The 19,177-nt window shown below is 55.8% G+C and carries 21 protein-coding genes; 5 read left to right on the top strand and 16 right to left on the bottom strand.

The features are described 5' to 3' along the window. Positions 1-59: 59 nt before the first annotated feature. The 5 genes from F3J26_RS01870 to F3J26_RS01850 all read right to left on the bottom strand — a co-directional run bounded on the left by F3J26_RS01870 (position 60) and on the right by F3J26_RS01850 (position 4,056). Entirely contained in the window at positions 60-1,013 is a 954-nt protein-coding gene (locus F3J26_RS01870) for a transketolase family protein (RefSeq protein WP_166990913.1), read from the bottom strand. After that, the gene (locus F3J26_RS01865; protein WP_166990910.1) at positions 1,006-1,839 is read right to left on the bottom strand and encodes a transketolase; all 834 of its coding nucleotides are present in this window, start codon (positions 1,837-1,839) and stop codon (positions 1,006-1,008) included. The genes F3J26_RS01870 and F3J26_RS01865 overlap by 8 nt, the downstream gene beginning before the upstream one ends. After that, positions 1,839-3,230 (bottom strand): PTS ascorbate transporter subunit IIC, encoded by a 1,392-nt coding sequence (locus tag F3J26_RS01860; RefSeq protein ID WP_008459752.1) that lies wholly within the window; start codon positions 3,228-3,230, stop codon positions 1,839-1,841. The genes F3J26_RS01865 and F3J26_RS01860 overlap by 1 nt, the downstream gene beginning before the upstream one ends. A gap of 24 nt (positions 3,231-3,254) precedes the next feature. Next, positions 3,255-3,527, bottom strand: a complete 273-nt coding sequence (locus F3J26_RS01855) for a PTS sugar transporter subunit IIB (RefSeq protein ID WP_008459751.1) — start codon at positions 3,525-3,527, stop codon at positions 3,255-3,257. 85 nt (positions 3,528-3,612) lie between these two features. Continuing rightward, positions 3,613-4,056 carry a PTS sugar transporter subunit IIA gene (locus tag F3J26_RS01850; protein ID WP_008459750.1) on the bottom strand — a complete coding sequence of 148 codons (444 nt, stop codon included), beginning with the start codon at positions 4,054-4,056 and terminating at the stop codon, positions 3,613-3,615. Between the two features lie 256 nt (positions 4,057-4,312). Between F3J26_RS01850 and F3J26_RS01845 the strand changes: the two genes are divergently transcribed. Then, entirely contained in the window at positions 4,313-5,332 is a 1,020-nt protein-coding gene (locus F3J26_RS01845; RefSeq protein WP_008459749.1) for a LacI family DNA-binding transcriptional regulator, read from the top strand. Positions 5,333-5,389: 57 nt separating this feature from the next. On the opposite strand, the gene yfcD is transcribed toward F3J26_RS01845, so the two are convergent. Genes yfcD through yfcF form a run of 3 tightly spaced genes read right to left on the bottom strand, consistent with a single transcriptional unit; the run spans position 5,390 to position 7,244 of the window. Beyond that, positions 5,390-5,932: an NUDIX hydrolase YfcD gene (gene yfcD / locus F3J26_RS01840; protein ID WP_039305105.1), complete on the bottom strand. Its 543-nt coding sequence runs from the start codon at positions 5,930-5,932 to the stop codon at positions 5,390-5,392. A gap of 58 nt (positions 5,933-5,990) precedes the next feature. Next, positions 5,991-6,542, bottom strand: a complete 552-nt coding sequence (gene yfcE / locus F3J26_RS01835) for a phosphodiesterase (RefSeq protein ID WP_166990907.1) — start codon at positions 6,540-6,542, stop codon at positions 5,991-5,993. A 57-nt stretch (positions 6,543-6,599) separates the two neighbouring features. After that, positions 6,600-7,244 carry a glutathione transferase gene (yfcF, locus tag F3J26_RS01830; protein WP_166992878.1) on the bottom strand — a complete coding sequence of 215 codons (645 nt, stop codon included), beginning with the start codon at positions 7,242-7,244 and terminating at the stop codon, positions 6,600-6,602. A 151-nt stretch (positions 7,245-7,395) separates the two neighbouring features. Between yfcF and yfcG the strand changes: the two genes are divergently transcribed. The 3 genes from yfcG (at position 7,396) to F3J26_RS01815 (ending at position 9,379) form a co-directional block, all read left to right on the top strand. Then, positions 7,396-8,025 (top strand): GSH-dependent disulfide bond oxidoreductase, encoded by a 630-nt coding sequence (gene yfcG, locus F3J26_RS01825; protein ID WP_166990904.1) that lies wholly within the window; start codon positions 7,396-7,398, stop codon positions 8,023-8,025. 77 nt (positions 8,026-8,102) lie between these two features. Continuing rightward, on the top strand, positions 8,103-8,462 hold the full coding sequence (gene folX, locus F3J26_RS01820; protein ID WP_192810979.1) for a dihydroneopterin triphosphate 2'-epimerase: 360 nt from the start codon (positions 8,103-8,105) through the stop codon (positions 8,460-8,462). Positions 8,463-8,485: 23 nt separating this feature from the next. Next, positions 8,486-9,379, top strand: a complete 894-nt coding sequence (locus F3J26_RS01815) for a TIGR01777 family oxidoreductase (RefSeq protein WP_166990901.1) — start codon at positions 8,486-8,488, stop codon at positions 9,377-9,379. A gap of 36 nt (positions 9,380-9,415) precedes the next feature. On the opposite strand, the gene F3J26_RS01810 is transcribed toward F3J26_RS01815, so the two are convergent. The 3 genes from F3J26_RS01810 to dalD all read right to left on the bottom strand — a co-directional run bounded on the left by F3J26_RS01810 (position 9,416) and on the right by dalD (position 13,627). Next, positions 9,416-10,693 carry an MFS transporter gene (locus tag F3J26_RS01810; RefSeq protein WP_166990898.1) on the bottom strand — a complete coding sequence of 426 codons (1,278 nt, stop codon included), beginning with the start codon at positions 10,691-10,693 and terminating at the stop codon, positions 9,416-9,418. A 63-nt stretch (positions 10,694-10,756) separates the two neighbouring features. Then, on the bottom strand, positions 10,757-12,223 hold the full coding sequence (gene xylB, locus F3J26_RS01805; RefSeq protein WP_166990895.1) for a xylulokinase: 1,467 nt from the start codon (positions 12,221-12,223) through the stop codon (positions 10,757-10,759). A gap of 9 nt (positions 12,224-12,232) precedes the next feature. Further along, complete coding sequence (gene dalD, locus F3J26_RS01800; RefSeq protein WP_166990892.1) at positions 12,233-13,627, bottom strand: D-arabinitol 4-dehydrogenase; 1,395 nt, start codon at positions 13,625-13,627, stop codon at positions 12,233-12,235. Between the two features lie 194 nt (positions 13,628-13,821). On the opposite strand from dalD, the gene F3J26_RS01795 reads away from it, so the two are divergent. Further along, on the top strand, positions 13,822-14,772 hold the full coding sequence (locus F3J26_RS01795; RefSeq protein ID WP_166990889.1) for a sugar-binding domain-containing protein: 951 nt from the start codon (positions 13,822-13,824) through the stop codon (positions 14,770-14,772). 122 nt (positions 14,773-14,894) lie between these two features. Here F3J26_RS01795 and hisP read toward each other — a convergent pair whose 3' ends face one another. The 5 genes from hisP to argT form a co-directional block, all read right to left on the bottom strand. Next, the gene (gene hisP / locus F3J26_RS01790; RefSeq protein WP_008459737.1) at positions 14,895-15,668 is read right to left on the bottom strand and encodes a histidine ABC transporter ATP-binding protein HisP; all 774 of its coding nucleotides are present in this window, start codon (positions 15,666-15,668) and stop codon (positions 14,895-14,897) included. A gap of 10 nt (positions 15,669-15,678) precedes the next feature. Next, positions 15,679-16,392: an ABC transporter permease gene (locus F3J26_RS01785; RefSeq protein WP_039305135.1), complete on the bottom strand. Its 714-nt coding sequence runs from the start codon at positions 16,390-16,392 to the stop codon at positions 15,679-15,681. After that, positions 16,389-17,075, bottom strand: coding sequence for a histidine ABC transporter permease HisQ (locus F3J26_RS01780; RefSeq protein WP_008459735.1), 687 nt, complete (start codon positions 17,073-17,075; stop codon positions 16,389-16,391). The genes F3J26_RS01785 and F3J26_RS01780 overlap by 4 nt, the downstream gene beginning before the upstream one ends. A 74-nt stretch (positions 17,076-17,149) precedes the next feature. Continuing rightward, positions 17,150-17,932 (bottom strand): histidine ABC transporter substrate-binding protein HisJ, encoded by a 783-nt coding sequence (gene hisJ, locus F3J26_RS01775; protein WP_008459733.1) that lies wholly within the window; start codon positions 17,930-17,932, stop codon positions 17,150-17,152. A gap of 191 nt (positions 17,933-18,123) precedes the next feature. Next, positions 18,124-18,906 carry a lysine/arginine/ornithine ABC transporter substrate-binding protein ArgT gene (argT, locus tag F3J26_RS01770; RefSeq protein ID WP_039295568.1) on the bottom strand — a complete coding sequence of 261 codons (783 nt, stop codon included), beginning with the start codon at positions 18,904-18,906 and terminating at the stop codon, positions 18,124-18,126. Positions 18,907-19,177: the final 271 nt, after the last annotated feature.

The raw sequence follows: 19,177 nt of genomic DNA, 5'->3' as shown, positions 1-19,177 counted from the left end.
CTGAGACGCAAAAAAGGCAGCCATCTGGCTGCCTTTTCTTTTTCTGTCACCTTTAACCGCTACAGCAGCTCTTTCGCCGCCTGCACGATATCTGCCGCCGTCAGGCCATACTCCTGCTGCAGGAAGTCCTGAGTCCCGACCTGGCCGTAACGCTCCTTCACGCCCACTCTGCGCATCGGCACCGGGCAGGTTTCCACCAGCACTTCCGCCACCGCTGAGCCCAGCCCGTTGTGAATACTGTGGTTTTCACAGGTCACAATTCGGCCGGTTTTTTCGGCGTAGTTCTTCACCAGCATGCGGTCGATAGGCTTGAGGGTAAACATATCGATGACCGCCGCGCTAACCCCTTCCTGCTCCAGCTGCTGAGCCGCTTTCAGCGCTTCCGCAACCATAATTCCGTTGGCAATTAGCGTGATATCCGTTCCCTCACGCAGCACATTACCTTTGCCGATGGTGAAGGTTGAACCTGCCTCATAAACCGTCGCCGCCTGCTTGCGAATAGTCCGCACCCAGTAGAAGCCTTCCAGCTCGATCAACTGACGCAGAATGTCTTTAAACATCACCGCATCAGTCACTTCCAGCACAACAGAATACGCCAGCCCGCGAACAATGCCCATATCTTCAAACGACATATGGGTTCCACCGTTATGGCAGGCCGTTACCCCGGCGTCGGAAGCAATGACCTTGACGTTATTCCGCTGGTAATCCAGCGACATAAACAGCTGGTCAAAGCAGCGGCGGCTGGCGAAGGCGGTAAAGGTGTGGACGAACGGTTTGCGGCCGGTCAGCGACAGCCCGGCCGCAACGCCAATCACGTTGGCTTCCATGATGCCGCAGTTAATCACATGCTGCGGGTTATCTCGCTGCACGCCATCCATCGCCATCGAACTCATCAGGTCAGCTTCCAGCGCGATAATCCCGCTGTCTTCGCCAATCTGCTGCTGAACAAACCCGGCGTAGACTTTACGCATTTCAACGGCGTCCTGGCCGCCGCTCTGACTTACCTTAATCATGTGCCGCCTCCAGTTGCGCGATGGCCTGCTCCAGCGCCTGTTTTGACTGCTCCGTCAGGCGGAGATGGTGGGAGTTCCCCAGTTGCTCAAGGTACGGCACCCCCTGCCCTTTAATGCTGTCGAGGATCACCAGCAAAGGGCGCTGTTCGCCGCTGCGAACGGGTTTCACCGCCGCCAGCAAACCGGGAATGTCATCGCCTTTCACCTGCACCACGTCAAACCCGAAGGCGCTAAACTTCTCTGCCAGATCGAAAGCACAGATGATTTCGTCCAGCTCGCCGTCCAGCTGCTGTTTGTTCCAGTCCACAAACACCGTCAGATTGTTAAGACGGTGATGAGCAATAAACTGGAAAGCCTCCCAGCACTGCCCCTCGTTCAACTCGCCGTCGCCGACAATGCTGAAGACCCGGTTGCGACGCTGCGCCAGTTTATGGGAAAGCGCCATGCCGGCAGCAATCGAAATCCCTTGCCCTAACGAACCTGTGGTCGCATCCACACCGCGCGTTTTCAGCCGATCGGGGTGGCTGGGCAGGCTGGTACCGTTATGGTTTAGCGTGGCCAACTGCTCCACAGGAAAATACCCTTTCAGCGCCAGCGTGCTGTACAGCGCCGGGCCAGCATGCCCCTTCGACAGCACAAAGTAGTCGCGTTCAGCCCAGTCAGGGTCGCCCGGATCGATATTCATCACGTCGCCGTACAGCACCGCCAGCGTCTCGACCACCGACATGCTGCCGCCGTAATGGCCAAACCCCAGTTGGGTGAGCGCTTTCAGCGTCTCTACCCGGATGTCGCGCGCAAACCGCGTGACGTCAGCCAGTTCATTCATTATTTAGCCCCCGTCTTGTCTTCAGTATGTACGGCAGGAGTGCCTTTTCCTTTGCCCAGATAGTTGAACCCGACCAGTACCGCAAACACGGCGACCACTACTGCGGTAATCGCCGCAGGTGACAGGAAGCGTGCAAGGTTGCCGAGGATAATCCCCACCACGCCAAAATCGGCGTCGGAGAAGGTTGTGTTGGCGAAGCCCAGCGCGCCCAGAACAGGCAGCAGCAAGACCGGCAGGAAGGTGATCAGCAGCCCGTTGGCAAAAGCCCCCACCATCGCGCCGCGACGGCCGCCGGTAGCGTTACCAAACACGCCCGCTGTCGCCCCGGTAAAGAAGTGAGGCACCACGCCCGGCAAAATCAGCACCAGCTTCATCTGCCCTAAAAGGAACAAGCCCACCAGCCCGCCGAGGAAGCTGAACAGAAAGCCCACCAGCACGGCATTCGGCGCATAAGGGTAAACCACCGGGCAGTCCAGCGCCGGACGTGCATTAGGTACCAGCTTCTCAGAGAAACCGGTAAACGCCGGGACGATTTCCGCCAGAATCAAGCGCACGCCCTGCAGGATGATGAACACCCCGGCCGCAAAGGTAATCGCCTGAATAATGGAGTAAACCAGGAAGTTCTGGCCGCCGCTGAGTTTCTCTTCTACATAAGCCTGGCCTGCACAAATCGCGAGGATCATGTAGATGACAATCATGGTCAGGGAGATGGAGATTGAACTGTCACGCAGGAAGCTGAGGTTCTTCGGCAGGTTCATCTCTTCCGTTGAGCGCGAACCTTTCCCGCACTTGCTGCCGATCCAGCCGGACAGGACGTAACCCAGCGTACCGAAGTGGCCAAAGCCGATATCATCGGTGCCGGTGATGCGGCGCATATAGCGCTGCGCAATGGCCGGGAAGAACGCCATTATCAGCCCGAGGATCAGCGACCCGGTGAACACCAGCGCCACGCCTTCAAAGCCCGCCACGGTCAGGATGACGCTTATCATGCACGCCATGTAGAATGTGTGGTGCCCGGTCAGGAAGATGTACTTCAGGCGGGTAAAGCGAGCCACAATGATGTTCGCCACCATCCCGAAGGCCATGATCAGCGCCGTGGATGCCCCGTATTTCTCCAGTGCGATAGAAACAATCGCTTCATTATTCGGAATAATACCCTGGATATTAAAGGCGTGCTCAAACATACCGCCCAGTGGATTCAAAGACCCCACTAATACGGTGGCACCGCCGCCCAAAACAATAAAACCTAATACGGTTTTAATTGAGCCTTTCACCACATCAGAAAATGACTTCTTTTGCGCTACCAGACCAATTAAGGCTATCAGCCCGACGAGAATGGCCGGGACCTTCAGAATATCAACAATAAAATTCAGCGTGCCAAGGATAAACATATCCGCCTCCGCTTATTATTATGATTAACGACCGGCGAAATAAGCGCTCAGCTTATTTTCCAGCTCATTGATATCGATGATGTTGTTGATCACCACCAGTTGGCTATCCGGCAGGCGCGCGCTGGCGGCAATATCTTTCGCCATCACAAACACATCCGCCGCGTCCGGCGTGGCGGAAGATAAATCCGAGTGTTCAACCTCTGCCTCAATATTGAGTTTTTTAAGCACCTTTTTAATATTCATCTCGACCATAAAACTACTGCCGAGGCCGGAACCGCAGATTGCCATTATCTTCATTTTGTGTACCTTATATTTTTAGTAGAGTAAGAGCGCATCGCATTTTTCAATGCAACGTAAAAACCTATGGTGTTAAATTAAAAAATTAGAATCGATTAATGATTTTTTGTATTTCCTCCAGGTTATTGGCCTGATGCAGTAACGCCATGTCCTCGTCGCTGGAAAATAGCTCAGCGAGCGCAGAAATCATTTCAATATGGCTATGGCTGTCCGGGGCCGCCAGCATAATAATGACGTCCACCGGGTCGTTCCCCTCAGAATGAAAGCTCACGCCCCGCTTCAGCTTCAGCAGCGACAGGCCAAGCCCGGTCGCGCCCTCTTCCGGACGCGCATGCGGCATCGCCAGGCCCGGTGCCAGCACATAGTACGGCCCAAGCTTTTGGTGCTGCTGCATAATGGCCGTCAGGTAATGGGGCGCAATAATCCCCGCGTCCAGCAGCGGCCGGGCGCTAATCTCCAGCGCCTGCTGCCAGTTTGCGACCTCGTCCTGAAGCTGAATAGTCTGCGGATGCAGCCATTGGTTGAGCACGATAACCTCTCGAAATCGACATTGATGATGGGCAAACTTTATTCAACGGCCCTGGGTTTAACTGTGATTGATATCACAAAGATAGCGCTACCAATAACTATCACTCGATTTTGTGATAGCGCTATCAAATTGCAATCATTGTGTTAAATCGCATTTAGGCGCACGATTTCAGGCGTATACTTGAGCGATATTTCCCCTTCGTTTTCAGGGGCCAACGTCAGCCTGGCGTTTTTCAGGTCGAGAATCAGGAATCACAATGTCCATAACCCGAAAGCGGCGAAGTACCGGTAAGGTGACGCTTGCAGATGTGGCTCAGCTCGCCGGAGTCGGTACTATGACCGTTTCGCGAGCGCTAAGAACCCCGGAGCAGGTTTCCGACAAATTACGCGAAAAAATCGAAGCGGCGGTTTCCGAGCTGGGTTATATGCCCAACCTTGCGGCAAGCGCGCTGGCCTCCGCCTCCTCGTACACCATTGCAATGGTGGTCCCAAGCCTGGCAGAATCCGGCTGCAGTGAAATGTTTGCCGGCCTGCAGCAGGTGCTGCAGCCTGCGGGGTATCAGATAGTCCTGGCAGAATCCCAGCACCGGCTGGAGCAGGAAGAGAAGCTGCTGGAAACCCTACTGGCGTCCAATATCGCCGCGGCGATCCTACTGAGCGTGGAACACAGCGACACGGTGCGAGGCTGGCTGAAACACGCCAGCATTCCTGTGCTCGAAATCGGTGCCACCCGCGCCGATCCGCTGGACATGAACATCGGCATTGATAACGTCGCCGCCATGTTTGAACTGACGGAAATGCTCATCCACCGAGGCTATCAGAATATCGGGCTACTGTGCGCGAACCAGGAACAGTGGATTTTCCAGCAGCACCTTCAAGGCTGGTACAAAGCGATGCTGCGCCACCATATGTCGCCCAACAGGGTGATCAACGCTGCCGCGCCGCCGAATTTCTCCACCGGGGCCGCACAGCTACCCGAGTTTTTGCTGGCCTGGCCGGAGCTGGATGCGCTGGTTTGCGTGTCGGATGAGCTGGCCTGCGGCGCGCTGTACGAATGCCAGCGCAGGCGCATCAAAGTGCCTGACGACTTAGCCATCGTCGGGTTTGGCGACAGCGACGTGAGCCGCGTGTGCCAGCCAGCGCTGACCACCATTGCGGTACCGCATCGTAAGATTGGGATTGAAGCCGGGCGAGCGCTGTTGGCAAGAATTAACGAAGAAGAATGGGACAGAAGCCCGACTATCGCGTCATCGCTGTGTATGCGGGAGAGCTGCTGATTTTCCCTCACCCAGGTCCCCTTCTTGCTGGAAAAGGATCGGGGTGAGGGCCAACAATTACTCGCTTTCTTCGCTTTGTGACTCGTTTTTGGCGTTGCGGGTCATCCACAGCGCCAGCGCCTTCAGCGAATCAGGGGTAAATTCGTCACAGCGCGCGGTGATCTCTTCCGGGGACATCCAGCTCACTTCGCTGACTTCTTCTTCCTGCAGCGCGAAAGGCCCGTGGGACACGCAGCTAAAAAGCCCGCCCCAAACGCGGCAGCTATCGTCTTCGAAGTAGAACTGCCCGTGTTCCGCGAACGGCACGCCGGCAATACCCAGCTCTTCTTCCGCCTCGCGGCGAGCTGACTCGAGCATTTGTTCATCCGCCTGTACTACGCCGCCTGCGGTAGCATCCAGCATGCCCGGCATGAAGTCTTTAATTTCGGTGCGACGCTGCACCAGAATTTTGCCCATGCCATCGTGAACAACAATATAGGTCGCGCGATGACGCAGCCGCTGCGCACGCATTTGCTCGCGGCTTGCCTGCGCGATGACCTCATTGTCCTCATTAACAATATCTACCCATTCCGTGCCGACAAAATGACTCTGTTCCACCATCAGGGAAACCTTATTCAGGGGCGCTCTTACGGCGCGTTATTGGATTAACCTGTCAACGTTACGGGGTAATACGCACCTGTGCAATAACCCCATCACTCTCCAGCGTGCGAACGGTCAGAACACCATCATCCAGCATCCCGTAACTGGCCTCAAAACCGCCCTTCGGTATGCTGACAGAGCCTGGATTAAACAAATAGATCTGTTCGTGCTTTTCTGCAACCGGAAGATGCGTATGGCCGAAAATCAGAACATCGCCAGCGGACAGCGGCGGCAAATGCCCAGGATGATAAAGATGCCCGTGGGTCAGAAAAAGCCGCTGCTCCGCCAGCAAAACCTGCTGCCAGGGCGCGGTAATCGGAAACTGGAGCAGCATCTGGTCCACTTCGCTGTCGCAGTTTCCGCGCACCGCGATAATCTTATCGGCAACGCTATTCAGGCACTGCGCCACCGCCGAAGGATTATAGCCTTCGGGCAACGCGTTCCGAGGACCGTGATTCAGTAAGTCGCCCAGAATAACCAGCCATTTCGCGCCGCTGTGTGCAAAACGTTCCAGGACTTTTTTCGTAGCGGGTAGCGAACCGTGAAGGTCCGAAGCAAACATCAGTTTCATTTATCCCTGGCTCCAGTAATGACAATCCGCCAATGATAACGAATTCCCCGCCCGCTATCAGCCTGCGTTTTTGGCCGACTGTGCCAGCCAAAGCTGCACCGACGCGCGCTGCCACTGAAAGCTCGCATACTCTTTCAGCCGCTCAGGCACTTCATCCCCATTCAGGATCAGACGGTTGAGCATCAGCGCCAGGTCGGTGTCGGCGATAGACCATTCACCAAACAAATTCTGCTGCCCTTGCGGGAGCAAATGCTCTGCGGTAGCGATTAACTTCTCTGCAGCCTGTTGGCCCGCCGGGCTTAGCGCCGGTTTTTTCTCACCGGCAAAGACCACGGCCGTGGAGCGCTCTTCCCGAATGGGCATTAAGTCGCTGCGCAGCCACGCCTGCACCTGCCGCGCCCGGGCGCGTTTTTCAATGTCATGAGGATAAATGCGTTCCCACGTCGGCGGCGCAAAACGCTCTTCCAGATATTCATCAATGGCGGAGGATTCGCTGAGCACAAAATCGCCAACCGCCAGCACCGGCACGCGGCGAGTCAGATCAAACCCCTTCCAGCCAGGCTTTAAATTCTGGCCACTGGCGAGGTCGATGGTTTGCAGCGCAAAGGCGAGTCCTTTCTCTTTCAGCGCAACAAAAACGGAAAGCACATAGGGGCTGAAACACTGGCTATCGGTCCACAACGTAATGGCAGGCTGGCTCATCATATCCTCACTTATTCGCGCGACAGGTTATTGAACATAGAGCGAAAAAAGCGTTTTGTCATCCGCTTAAAACGCACCATTGCGGTGCAGAAATAGCAATAACTTCTATACTCGAAACATTTGCCAAAATGGACTAACCCCTGGAGTGACCATGATCGAACTTTATTATGCGCCTACCCCAAACGGCCATAAAATTACCCTGTTTCTGGAAGAGGCCGGCCTGGAGTACAAAATCCACCGGGTCGATATCGGCAAAGGCGAACAGTTTCGCCCGGATTTTTTGGCTATCTCGCCGAATAACAAAATTCCTGCCATCGTGGATAACAAACCGGCCGACGGCGGCGAGCCTTTAAGTCTCTTTGAGTCCGGCGAAATTTTGCTTTATCTGGCGGATAAAACCGGGTTACTCCTCAGCAAAGAACTGCGCGCCCGCCATGCCACGCTGCAGTGGCTTTTCTGGCAGGTCGGCGGCTTCGGCCCGATGCTGGGCCAGAATCACCATTTCAACCACTTTGCTCCGCAGCCCGTCCCTTATGCTATCGAGCGCTACCAGGTTGAAACCCAGCGTCTTTACGGCGTACTCAATAAACAGCTGGAGAAAGCCCCGTGGCTTGGCGGCCACGATTACAGCATTGCGGACATCGCGACTTATCCCTGGGTGGTGTCCCATGAGCGCCAGCGCGTTGACCTCGCCAATTTCCCGGCGGTAAGGAACTGGTTTGAGCGGATCCGCACCCGGCCTGCCACCGTGAAGGCTTATCAGCGGGCAGATAAGGGATAATCCCCGGTTCAGGTTTTTTCCCGCGCTGGTGTATCCTGTGGCGGGAAAAGACTAATAAGGAACCTGCAATGTCATCCATGCAACCAGACGCCATTATTCGCATTAAAAACCTGCGCCTGCGGACTTTTATTGGTATCAAAGAAGAAGAGATCGCCAACCGGCAGGATGTCGTGATTAACGTCGCTCTCCACTACCCAGCGGGCAAAGCCAGGGAGAGTGAAGACATCAACGACGCGCTGAACTACCGCACCGTGACCAAAGACATCATCCAGTTGGTTGAGAATAACCGCTTCTCCCTGCTGGAAAAATTAACTCAGGATGTGCTGAACATCGCATGCGCCCACCCGTGGGTGACATATGCTGAAGTAGAGATCGATAAACTTCACGCGCTCCGCTACGCCGACTCGGTATCCATGACCCTGAGCTGGCGGCGATAAGCGCGTCCAGGTGGGAGGAAAGTATGGAGATCCTGATTACCGGCGGCAGCGGGCTGATTGGCCGCCACCTGACAGCTCGCCTGCTCGAGCTGGGCCATACTGTTTCGGTCGTCACACGTGAGCCGGAAAAGGCCCGCAAGCGGCTGAATAATCGCGTCGTACTGCTCAAAGGGCTCGACGGCTTACAGAATCTCGACGCCTTTGACGCGGTCATCAACCTGGCCGGGGAGCCGATCGCCGATAAGCGCTGGAGCGAGGAGCAAAAGCAGCGCCTGTGCCAGAGCCGCTGGCAAATCACCGAGCGGCTGGTCGAGCTGTTTAAAGCCAGCCAGCAGCCGCCCAAAGTCTTCATTTCCGGGTCAGCCACCGGCTATTACGGCGACCTTGGCGAAGTGGTCGTTACCGAAGACGAACCTCCCCACAACGAATTTACCCACAAGCTTTGCGCCCGCTGGGAGCAAATCGCCTGTGGTGCGCAAAGTGAAAAGACGCGAGTTTGCCTGTTACGTACCGGCGTTGTTTTAGCCCCCAAAGGCGGAATTCTGGCCAAAATGCTGCCGCTGTTCCGGCTGGGGCTCGGTGGCCCCATCGGCAATGGCAGGCAGTATCTGGCGTGGATCCACGTCGACGATATGGTAAACGGCATTCTCTGGCTGCTGGATAACGACCTGCGCGGGCCGTTTAATCTGGTTTCCCCTTACCCGGTTCGTAACGAACAGTTTTCCCATGCTCTCGGCCATGCCCTCAAGCGCCCGGCGATACTTCGCGCCCCGGCCACGGCCATTCGTCTTCTGATGGGGGAATCTTCGGTGTTAGTGCTCGGCGGGCAGCGGGCGCTGCCTAAACGCCTTGAGGAATCCGGCTTTGGCTTCCGCTGGTTTGATTTAGATGAAGCTCTGGCGGATGTGATTCGCTAACGGCAAAAAGCCGGGTTTATCCCCGGCTTTTTCATTTTACTGCTCTACAGGGCTCATTTTCCCCGCGTCAGCTTTATCCTTCACCCTTTTCGGCTGCGGAACTTTGATGATAAACGTCAGCACGCCCGCGAACAGATACAGCCCGGTGTACGCCCAAACTACGCCCACAATGTCAAAAAACGGCAGGATCAGTGACGCAATAGCCGGTGCCACAAAGTTGCTCATCCCCGCCGACAGATTATAGATGGAAATGGCCGCCCCGCGATGATGCGGCTCCAGGGTTGGAAACACCGCCGTCATCGGCACAAACGCCGCGACAAAAGTGCCGAGCATGACCGCCGGGATCAGCGCCACCCAGAAGTTATGCCCCACCCACACCGGCAGGTAATAAAACGTCAGGCTGGAGATCGCCATACCTAAACAGCCGAACCAGCGAACCTGGCGGATCCAGCCGATGTACTCCCCCATGATTCCCCAAAAGATATTGGTGAAAATGGTGACGAAGAAGAACACCGCCCAGATTTGCAGCCATTCTGAAATCGTAAAACCGAGACGGTCAACAAACAACAGCGGCATCACTATCGCAAAGCCAAACAGCGACAGCGTGTTAATAATGCGGATAAGACAGGCGTAAAACACGTCACGGTTGCTGAACAGAATGGTCACGGCCCGCGACATCTCCGTCATTTTCTCTTTCAGCGGCAAATTAACCCGCGAACGGTCAACCGGCACATTACGCAGGCTGAAGAAGGCGATAAGCCCCCCGCCCGTGACCCAGGCAATAGCCATCCACAGCGTCCCCGTTTCGCCAAATGCCGGGATAGTCAGGCTGGGCAGATAGCTCCCTACCACGCCGATGCCGATAGAGTACATCGCCCAGAACCAGCCCGTTGCCGCCGCCAGCCTCTCACGCGGTACCACCTGCACCAACATCAGCATGAAGGAGTAGATAAACAGCGGATAAGCCAGGCCGCGAATGCCGTAGAACAGAAGCATCAGCGGGTAGTTACGCATCCCGAGGCCAAGCGTCATAAACAATGCATGCATCACGACCCAGGTCACAAAACCAATCAGCATTGCTTTTTGCGGGGTGATAAGCTCAGCGACTACGCCGGAAGCCCAGGCCGCCAGACCTGCCACAAGGCCATACAGAGTAAACACCATCGCCGATTCCGCGGGCGTAAAGCCCATGTCGGTAATGTGTTTAGACAAAAACGCCATCTCGAAACCATCGCCGCTCATAAAAATAGCAATGGCGACAAATCCCCACAGCAGATGTTTAGGTAAACCAAACCAGTAGTGTTTAGATTGCATCACACTCTTCCTCGTTCACGGGTACAGGGGTTTCCGGCGGCAGAGAGGCCGCCGGAAGGGCCGTCAGGGCAGCAGCTTACGAGCGGCTTTTTGTTGTTGGTAAAGCAGATGGAACACGGACAACCGCTGCTGCAGCACACTTTGCAGTTTTTTACGCGGCGTGAAGCGCTGTTGAACAGGAGGCTTGCGGCAAACAACTTCTTCTACGCCGCCGTCGGCCAACCAGCCAAGGCGAGCAGCACCGAGCGCTCCGGAGGAACTCGCCGGATGGGTCACAATCGGCACATCCAGCACGTCGGCAATCAGCTGCGCCCAGATAGCGCTACGCGCCCCTCCGCCGGTCAGGCTGCATTGGGTAATCTGGCTGCGGGACGTCTCCAGCACCGCCATGCCGTCCGCCAGGCCAAAAGTCACGCCCTCAATCACCGAATACCCCAGTAAGGCACGGCTGGTTTCATGGTTGAGTGCGAAGAAACTCCCCATGGCGTGAGCATCGTTATGCGGCGTGCGCTCCCCAGACAGATAAGGCAGGAAAACTGGCGCATGCTTTTTCTGCTCGTCGCTCAGATCTGCCATTTCCTCCATAAGCTGGCTTTCGGTGACCGACAGCAGATTGCACACCCAGCGCAGGCAACTGGCGGCGCTGAGCATTACGCTCATCTGGTGCCAGCGCTGAGGTAGAGCGTGGCAAAAAGCATGCACGCCGGATTCAGGGCGGGTTTGCAGCTCGTCGTTTACCACGAAGATAACGCCAGACGTGCCGAGCGAAATAAACGCATCGCCGCTGTTCACCGCGCCAACGCCCACTGCAGAGGTAGCATTATCGCCACCGCCACCGGCGATGTTGACGCCGGAGCTAAGCCCCCACTCGGTCGCCAGGGCGGAACGTAAAACGGCGCTGACTTCGCTGCCCTCTACCAGGCGCGGCATCTGGCTGCGGGTTAGTCCGGTCGCCGCCAGCAGTTTGTCTGACCAGTCACGTTTTGCCACGTCCAGCCACAGCGTTCCGGCGGCGTCCGACGGGTCAGAAACGAACGCGCCGCTCAGCCGCCAGCGCAGGTAGTCTTTCGGCAACAGCACCTTATCCACGCGGGAAAAGATTTCCGGCTCGTGCTCCGCCACCCAGCGTAGCTTCGGGGCGGTAAAACCGGGCATCACCAGGTTGCCGCTGATGGTCAGAAATTCAGGGTGTTCTGCCGTGAGCCGAGCGCATTGTTCGGCGCTGCGCGTGTCGTTCCACAGAATGCAGGGACGCAGCACTTTTCCCTGGTCGTCCAGCAGCACCGCGCCGTGCATCTGCCCGGACAAGCCAATAGCGCGAATTTTCGCCCAGGCATCAGGTATTTGCTGGCGCAGCGTAGAGACCACCTGCTGCGTCGCCTGCCACCAGGCCTCAGGATCCTGCTCCGCCCAGTGCGGATGCGGGCGCTGAACGGTTAATGCCGCGTGAGCAGAGCCTAAAATTTCACCCTGCCCGTCAATCAGCAAAGCCTTTAGTTCAGAGGTGCCGATATCGATACCAAGATACATAGCGCCTCCTTAAGCTGCTGCCAAAGGCGATTGAGGAGACTTGATCCACGCCTCAAGGCGAGTGACCGTCCGCGCCATCAGCTCATGGAAAGCGGAGGAATGCGCGAGTTCAGCAAACAAAGTTTCGTCGCTGACAAAGGCTTTGAGCGGCTCAGGAGCGGCGAACAAGGCCCGAATCGCGTCGTCCTGCATGACGCCATCCTGGTACTCATAAGGCAGTTGACCTTGCACCCAGCGCTGCAGGAAGAGGAAGAACAGTGCGGGCAGAACCGCCGTGGCCGCAGGCTCCTCACCTCGCTGATAGCACTCCATCAGCGTCGGGGTAATAAAGCCAGGGATCTTGGACAGGCCGTCGGCCGCTACGCGCTGGTTGGTGTCTTTGATATAGGGATTACTAAAGCGGGCCAGCACCACATCCCGATACTCAGCCAGATCCAACGGGCTTGGCGACAGTGAAGGAATAACATCCTCCGTGACGTAGTCCCATGCCATCTGCCTAATCGGCTGCTGCACGGTACTTTCATCAATGTAGTTCAGCCCGGTCAGCGTCCCCGCCCAGGCTATGCAGCTGTGGCTGGCGTTCAGAATGCGAATTTTTGCCTCTTCATACGGCAGCACTGATTTCACCATTTCGACGCCAACGTTCTCAAGCGGCGGGCGACCGTTGATAAAGTCGTCCTCGATAACCCACTGAATAAAAGACTCCCCCATCACCGGCACCTTATCGTCGAACCCCGTCGCCGCTTTCACCCGTGGAGCAATGTCTGCCGTAGGGCGAGGGGTAATACGGTCAACCATGGTGTTAGGCGACACGGTGTGGGTGCTCACCCAGTCAAACAGCGCGTGGTCACCCTTCGCCTTCAGGAACGACAGAAAGCCGTGGCGGAAGCGTTCGCCGTTGTGGCGCAGGTTATCGCAGTTGAGCAGCGTTACCGGCTCACCGCCGTTGCTCATACGCCGATGCAGAATGCGGCTGAGCGCGCCGTAAAGCGTGGTCATGCCCCCGGCAAGATCGGCTTTGACATCCGGCTGATGAACGTCCAGCTCGTGCTGCGGCGTGAGATAATACCCGGCTTCGGTGACGGTGAAGGCGATCACGCGGGTCGACGCTCTGGCCCCCTCTTCAACCAGGGCTGTAATCTCTTTATCCCACGGCAGCACTTTTCGGATAGAGGCAATCTTTTCGTAGGCTCGGACACCTTCCGGCGTAACAGTTTCCAGCACGTATTCGCCGTGCTGCGCCGCCAGTTGACTCAGCAACTCGCCGGCATCATCGCGGATGTTGCCCAGCGAAATACTCCAGCCGTCATCGCCCTGCTCGCGCAGCTGATTGAGATACCACGCCTGATGGGCACGGTGGAAAGAACCTGCGCCAATATGCATCCATACCGATTTCGTCGTCATGATTCACCTCAGAATTAAGCATTTGTCATTTTAATGGGCATTTGCCCGATTGTTATAGTCTAGTTGCGGCAGGTGCCGTCTTTCTGAGATCAAACTCACACAGACAACATTTGCCCATAAAAATGACTTTTGCCCAATTACCAACGAAACGCGCGCGGAGTAGAATGTGTTTCAAAGAGTCATAAGGTGTCGCCATGAGCAGAGAAGAGAAAAAACAAGAGCAAGCCGCACGCGTTGCCTGGATGTATTACGTGGCAGGTATGACGCAGCAGGATATTGCCCGCGAACTGGGCATTTCCCGTCAGGTCGCTCAGCGGCTGGTTTCTTCCGCACGCGAGCAGGGTATGGTAACGGTGAAAATTGCCCATCCGGTCGCCCGCTGCCTGAAGCTGGCGCAGCAAGTCCAGGCGCGTTTCGGCCTGGAAATCTGCCGCGTGGTGCCTTCGGAAGGGCTGGATGACGAAGCTATCCAGCAGATGCTGGCGGTGGAAGGTGCCGAAGTGATGTCACAGTTTATCGCTGACGAGCAGCCGCAGGTTTTCGGCATCGGCTCCGGGAAAACGCTGCGCTCAATCATCGACGTGCTGCCGTGGATCGAACGCCCGCAGCACCACTGCGTCTCAATGATTGGGGCGATTGCGCGCGATGACTCGGGTACGCGCTATGACATGCCGCTAAAAATGGCGGAAAAAATGCAGGGCAAATATTATTTCATCCCCGCCCCTCTGTACGCCGACAGCGAAGAAGACAGAGACATGTGGTGCCGGCATAAAGTGTACCAGCGAGTAACAGACCGGGCGCTGGCGGCCAATGTCGCGTTCCTCGGTGTTGGCGAGGTGGACATCGGCTGCCCGCTGAACGCCGAGGGTTTTATTACCGACGAGCAGGTCAACATGCTGCACCGCCAGGGCGTTGCCGGTGAAATGCTGGGGCATTTCTTTGACCACGGTGGCCAGCGCGTTTACAGCGAGCTGGATGCTCTGCTGACCAGCGTGCCGCTGCAAAGCGATAACCCACGTAAGATCATCGCTTTTTCCGGTGGAGCGCGAAAATTTGCCGCCATCAAAGCAGCATTGACCGGTCGCTGGATGTCAGGCCTGGTAACGGATGAGAGTACGGCGGTAAGGTTGTTGGCTGAGAGGTGAGGCGTTATTCACCCTCACCCCGGCCCTCTCCCAAAGGGAGAGGGGGAAAATAATGAATACCCACTCCGATTGGGAAGGGAGAAAACCATAAGTCCCCTCTCCCTTTGGGAGAGGGTGAGGGATTACTTCAACGAACCAGAAAGGAACTGCTGCAGGCGAGCGCTCTTAGGGCTGCCAAACAGCTCGGCTGGCGGGCCTTCTTCTTCAATGCGCCCTTGATGCAGGAAGATAACGTGGCTGGAAACATGCCGGGCAAAGTCCATCTCGTGGGTGACCACGACCATGGTTTTCCCCTCCTCCGCCAGCTTCTGCATAATGCGCAGGACTTCGCCCACCAGCTCCGGGTCAAGCGCCGAAGTAGGCTCGTCAAACAGCAGCACTTCCGGCTCCATCGCCAGCGCACGGGCAATGGAAACGCGCTGCTGCTGGCCACCGGACAGATGCACCGGGTATTTAACGTACTGACGCTCGTCGATGCCGACTTTGGCCAGGTACTTAATCGCCCGTTCTTTTGATTCCTGCTTGCTCAGCCCAAGCACCTGAATAGGCGCTTCCATCACGTTTTCCAGCACCGTCATGTGGCTCCACAGGTTGAAGTGCTGGAACACCATCGTCAGGCGAGTGCGCAGCAGGCGCAGCTGGTTTTTGTCGGCGACTTTGAGCTGACCGTCTTTATCCCGCACCAGATTGATGTTCTGGTTGCTGACCACAATCGTGCCTTCACTTGGTTTTTCAAGGAAATTAATGCAGCGCAAAAAGGTACTTTTGCCCGAGCCAGACGAACCGATGATGCTGATCACGTCCCCGGCGTTAGCCTTCAGAGACACTCCTTTGAGCACTTCATGTTCGCCGTAGCGTTTGTGCAGATCCGTTACGTTTAATTTAATTTCAGCCATCAGAAGTCACTCAGTGCGAAGCGGGTTTAACGTGCTGCAGCCAGCGTTTTTCCGCTTTGCGGAACAGGCTTATCAGCACATAAGAGATAATCAAATACAGCACGGCCGCGATGCCAAACGCGGTAAACGGCTGGTAGGTTGCGGAGTTGATATCACGGGCAATCTTGAGCAGATCCGGCACCGTGGCGGTAAACGCCAGCGCCGTAGAGTGCAGCATCAGGATCACTTCGTTGCTGTAGGCCGGCAGCGCAATACGCAGCGCGGAAGGCAGAATAATACAGCGGTACATTTTCACTTTTGAGAAGCCGTAAGCGCGCGCCGCTTCAATATCACCGTGCGGAACCGAGCGAATAGCACCGGCGAAAATCTCCGTGGTGTAGGCGCAGGTGTTGAGCGTCAGCGCCAGTACGGTACAGTTCAGGCCGCTGCGGAAGAACGCGTTCAGCAGCTCCGTCCCTTTGACTATCTCCAGCGTGTACATCCCGGAATAGAACACCAGCAACTGCACGTAGAGCGGCGTGCCGCGAAATACGTAGGTAAAGAGCCAGATGGGGAACGAAATAAATTTGTTGCTGGACACGCGCCCAATGGCGAGGAACAGCGCCAGAATCCCGCCCATCACCACCGACGTAATCAACAGCCACAGCGTAATGGCGACGCCCGTAAAGCGGTAACCGTCCGTCCACAGCAGCGACTGCCAGTAATCGTGAATAATATCGATCATAGCTCGGCCCTCTTGACGCCAACGGAATAGCGGCGTTCAAGCCAGAGCAGCACTCCGTTTGAAACCGTGGTAAAGACCAGGTAGATAATCCCGGCGACAATCGCAAAGTAGAACGGCTGCCAGGTGCTTTTCCCGGCGAGCTGCGTGGCTTTCACCACGTCTTCCAGGCCAAGCAGAGAAACCAGCGCGGTGGCTTTGAGGATCACCTGCCAGTTGTTACCTATCCCCGGCAGCGCGTAGCGCATCATGGCCGGGAACAGAATACGGCGGAAAGTTTGTGACCCGGTAAAGCCAAAGGCGGTGGCCGCCTCAATATGGCCCTTCGGCACGGCAAGATAGGCCCCACGGAAGGTTTCGGTGAAATAAGCCCCGTAGATAAAACCGAGCGTGATGATCCCGGCGATCATTGGGTCGATATCAAACTGCGCCATTCCCAGCGCATCTGTAATGCTGTTGAGCAGCATCTGCAGCCCGTAGAAAATTAACAGCATCAGCACCAGATCAGGCACGCCGCGAATCAGCGTGGTGTAGCCTTCAAATAGCAAAGCGAGTGGGCGATTTTTGGACAGTTTTGCACCAGCACCGGCAAGCCCAATCAGCACGGAAAGGACAACCGAGGCGAGCGCCAGCTCAAGCGTAACCAGAGCCCCTTTGAAAATTACTTCGGAAAAGCCATACAACATGGTGCGTATCCTGTCGTCAGTGTTTGCTGCTTATTGGGCCCCGTCTGACGCGGGGCCTTTGTCACCGGTAAGGCTTATTCACCATACACATTAAAATCAAAGTACGGCTTCGCTAACTTGTCGTAAGTGCCGTCTTTACGCATCTCCGCGAACGCCTTGTTCAGCGCCTCACGCAGTTCGTTATCTTCTTTACGCAGGCCCATGCCGGTGCCTACGCCAAACAGCTTGTCGTCTTTGATGGACGGGCCACCGAACTGATAGTTTTTGCCCACCGGCTGCTTCAGGAAGCCTTCGCTGGCGGCGACTTCATCCTGGAAGGCGGCGTCAATACGTCCGGCAGCCAGGTCGGCGTAAATGGAATCTTGTCCCTGATAGGAGACAATTTCGATGCCTTTTGGCGCCCAGTGTTCATTGCCGTAGGTTTCCTGCGTGGTGCCCTGCAGCACGCCGACGCGCTTGCCTTTCAGCGACTCAAGGGTCGGCTGAATCGGGGAACCTTTGGCCACCACCAGACGAGAATCTGCCGCGTACAGCTTGTCGGTAAAGGCGATTTCCTGCTGGCGTTTTTCGGTGATGGACAACGAAGACATGATGGCGTCGATCTTCTTCGCTTTCAGCGACGGGATCAGCGCATCCAATGGGTTTTCAACGAAGGTACATTGGGTGTTAATGCGCTTGCAGAGTTCTTTCGCCAAATCGATATCAAAGCCGATCAGCTGGCCCTGAGCATTTTTGGATTCAAATGGCGCATAGGTTGGGTCCGTGCCAATCCGCAGGGTTTTCGGAATGGCAGCGAATGCTGTGGTCACGCTGGAAAACGCCAGCACCAGAGAAAGAGACAAAACCAGCTTTTTCATAATTATCCTCAATAGACTGTCCGTTACTTAAGGCTCACACCCACTACAAACAGGGAAAACTTACGCAACACGTTGCGAACAAACCGTTTTCGCACCATAACGGTGCAGCCGGAACGGGACTGCACCACTGCATAGTTATCCTGCCCGGTTAAGAATATATTCAAAACCGGGCTACAGACTAAGGGATAAACTTATTCGCCGTAAACATTAAAGTCGAAGTACTTTTTCGCCAGTTTGTCGTAAGTCCCGTCTTTACGCATTTCAGCCAGCGCTTTGTCGAACGCGGCCTTCAGCTCGGTGTCATCTTTACGCAGGCCGATCCCGGTGCCATCGCCGAAGTATTTTTTGTCCTTCACGGACGGACCGGCAAAGGCATAGTCTTTCCCGGCAGGCTGTTTCAGGAAGCCTTCGCTCCCGGCAACTTCGTCCTGGAATGCCGCATCCAGGCGCCCTGCAGCGAGGTCAGAGTAAATCAAATCCTGGTTGGCGTAGGCCACCACATCAACGCCTTTCGGGCGCCATTCAGCGTTGCCGTAGGTCTCCTGAATGGAGCCCTGCAGCACCCCAACGTGCTTGCCTTTCAGCGATTCGAGCGTCGGCTGAATCGGGGAACCTTTGGCCGCGATCAGGCGGGAATCCGCCGCGTACAGTTTGTTGGAGAAAAGGATCTCCTGCTGGCGTTTTTCGGTGATCGACAGAGACGAGATAATGGCGTCAATTTTCTTCGCTTTCAGCGACGGGATCAGGGAATCAAAGTCGCTGCCAACCCAGGTACATTTGGTCTGAATGCGCTTGCAAAGTTCGTTACCCAGATCGATATCAAACCCAACAAAATCGCCTTTCGCGTCTTTCGAAGAGAATGGCGCGTAGGTCGCGTCGGTACCAATGCGGACGTTTTGCGGAATCGCTGCAAACACGCTGGCTGCGCTGGACAGGCCGAGCAGTAAAGACAGTGCAAGAACCGACTTCTTCATACGATACCCTCAAGTTTGGCTTTCTTATTTGTGATGTCTTGTTGTGTGGTAATGCCTTTGCATACGGAGAGTTGCAGTTCTCATGCCACTTTTCCCTGCGTGGAAAAAAGCCGCTGATTTATGTTAATAAAACGTTGCAACTTCGCGCTAGTTTGAAAGATAGCAGGTCTGGGAAGCGGGACTAGAGGGGAAGGCGGTTTTCGAGGATTAAATCTTCTAAAAGCGATCGGCGTTGCAGAATTGCCCCATAATGAGGCAATCATTTTGTGAT

The sequence above is a fragment of the Enterobacter sp. Ap-867 genome (assembly GCF_011752855.1).
Lineage (GTDB): Bacteria > Pseudomonadota > Gammaproteobacteria > Enterobacterales > Enterobacteriaceae > Cedecea.
Note: the sequence above shows the minus strand (reverse complement) of the source record. Positions and strands in the feature narration are given on the sequence as shown.

Excerpts from the sequence above, each read along its gene's own strand:
- F3J26_RS01870 (WP_166990913.1), bottom strand. The coding sequence starts at position 1,013 with ATGATTAAGGTAAGTCAGAGCGGCGGCCAGGACGCCGTTGAAATGCGT.
- F3J26_RS01855 (WP_008459751.1), bottom strand. The coding sequence starts at position 3,527 with ATGAAGATAATGGCAATCTGCGGTTCCGGCCTCGGCAGTAGTTTTATG.
- F3J26_RS01810 (WP_166990898.1), bottom strand. The coding sequence starts at position 10,693 with ATGCAATCTAAACACTACTGGTTTGGTTTACCTAAACATCTGCTGTGG.
- yfcE (WP_166990907.1), bottom strand. The coding sequence starts at position 6,542 with ATGAAACTGATGTTTGCTTCGGACCTTCACGGTTCGCTACCCGCTACG.
- yfcD (WP_039305105.1), bottom strand. The coding sequence starts at position 5,932 with ATGGTGGAACAGAGTCATTTTGTCGGCACGGAATGGGTAGATATTGTT.
- F3J26_RS01860 (WP_008459752.1), bottom strand. The coding sequence starts at position 3,230 with ATGTTTATCCTTGGCACGCTGAATTTTATTGTTGATATTCTGAAGGTC.
- yfcF (WP_166992878.1), bottom strand. The coding sequence starts at position 7,244 with ATGAGCCAGCCTGCCATTACGTTGTGGACCGATAGCCAGTGTTTCAGC.
- F3J26_RS01845 (WP_008459749.1), top strand. The coding sequence starts at position 4,313 with ATGTCCATAACCCGAAAGCGGCGAAGTACCGGTAAGGTGACGCTTGCA.
- yfcG (WP_166990904.1), top strand. The coding sequence starts at position 7,396 with ATGATCGAACTTTATTATGCGCCTACCCCAAACGGCCATAAAATTACC.
- hisJ (WP_008459733.1), bottom strand. The coding sequence starts at position 17,932 with ATGAAAAAGCTGGTTTTGTCTCTTTCTCTGGTGCTGGCGTTTTCCAGC.
- hisP (WP_008459737.1), bottom strand. The coding sequence starts at position 15,668 with ATGGCTGAAATTAAATTAAACGTAACGGATCTGCACAAACGCTACGGC.
- F3J26_RS01785 (WP_039305135.1), bottom strand. The coding sequence starts at position 16,392 with ATGATCGATATTATTCACGATTACTGGCAGTCGCTGCTGTGGACGGAC.
- xylB (WP_166990895.1), bottom strand. The coding sequence starts at position 12,223 with ATGTATCTTGGTATCGATATCGGCACCTCTGAACTAAAGGCTTTGCTG.
- F3J26_RS01815 (WP_166990901.1), top strand. The coding sequence starts at position 8,486 with ATGGAGATCCTGATTACCGGCGGCAGCGGGCTGATTGGCCGCCACCTG.
- folX (WP_192810979.1), top strand. The coding sequence starts at position 8,103 with ATGCAACCAGACGCCATTATTCGCATTAAAAACCTGCGCCTGCGGACT.
- F3J26_RS01795 (WP_166990889.1), top strand. The coding sequence starts at position 13,822 with ATGAGCAGAGAAGAGAAAAAACAAGAGCAAGCCGCACGCGTTGCCTGG.
- F3J26_RS01780 (WP_008459735.1), bottom strand. The coding sequence starts at position 17,075 with ATGTTGTATGGCTTTTCCGAAGTAATTTTCAAAGGGGCTCTGGTTACG.
- dalD (WP_166990892.1), bottom strand. The coding sequence starts at position 13,627 with ATGACGACGAAATCGGTATGGATGCATATTGGCGCAGGTTCTTTCCAC.
- F3J26_RS01865 (WP_166990910.1), bottom strand. The coding sequence starts at position 1,839 with ATGAATGAACTGGCTGACGTCACGCGGTTTGCGCGCGACATCCGGGTA.
- argT (WP_039295568.1), bottom strand. The coding sequence starts at position 18,906 with ATGAAGAAGTCGGTTCTTGCACTGTCTTTACTGCTCGGCCTGTCCAGC.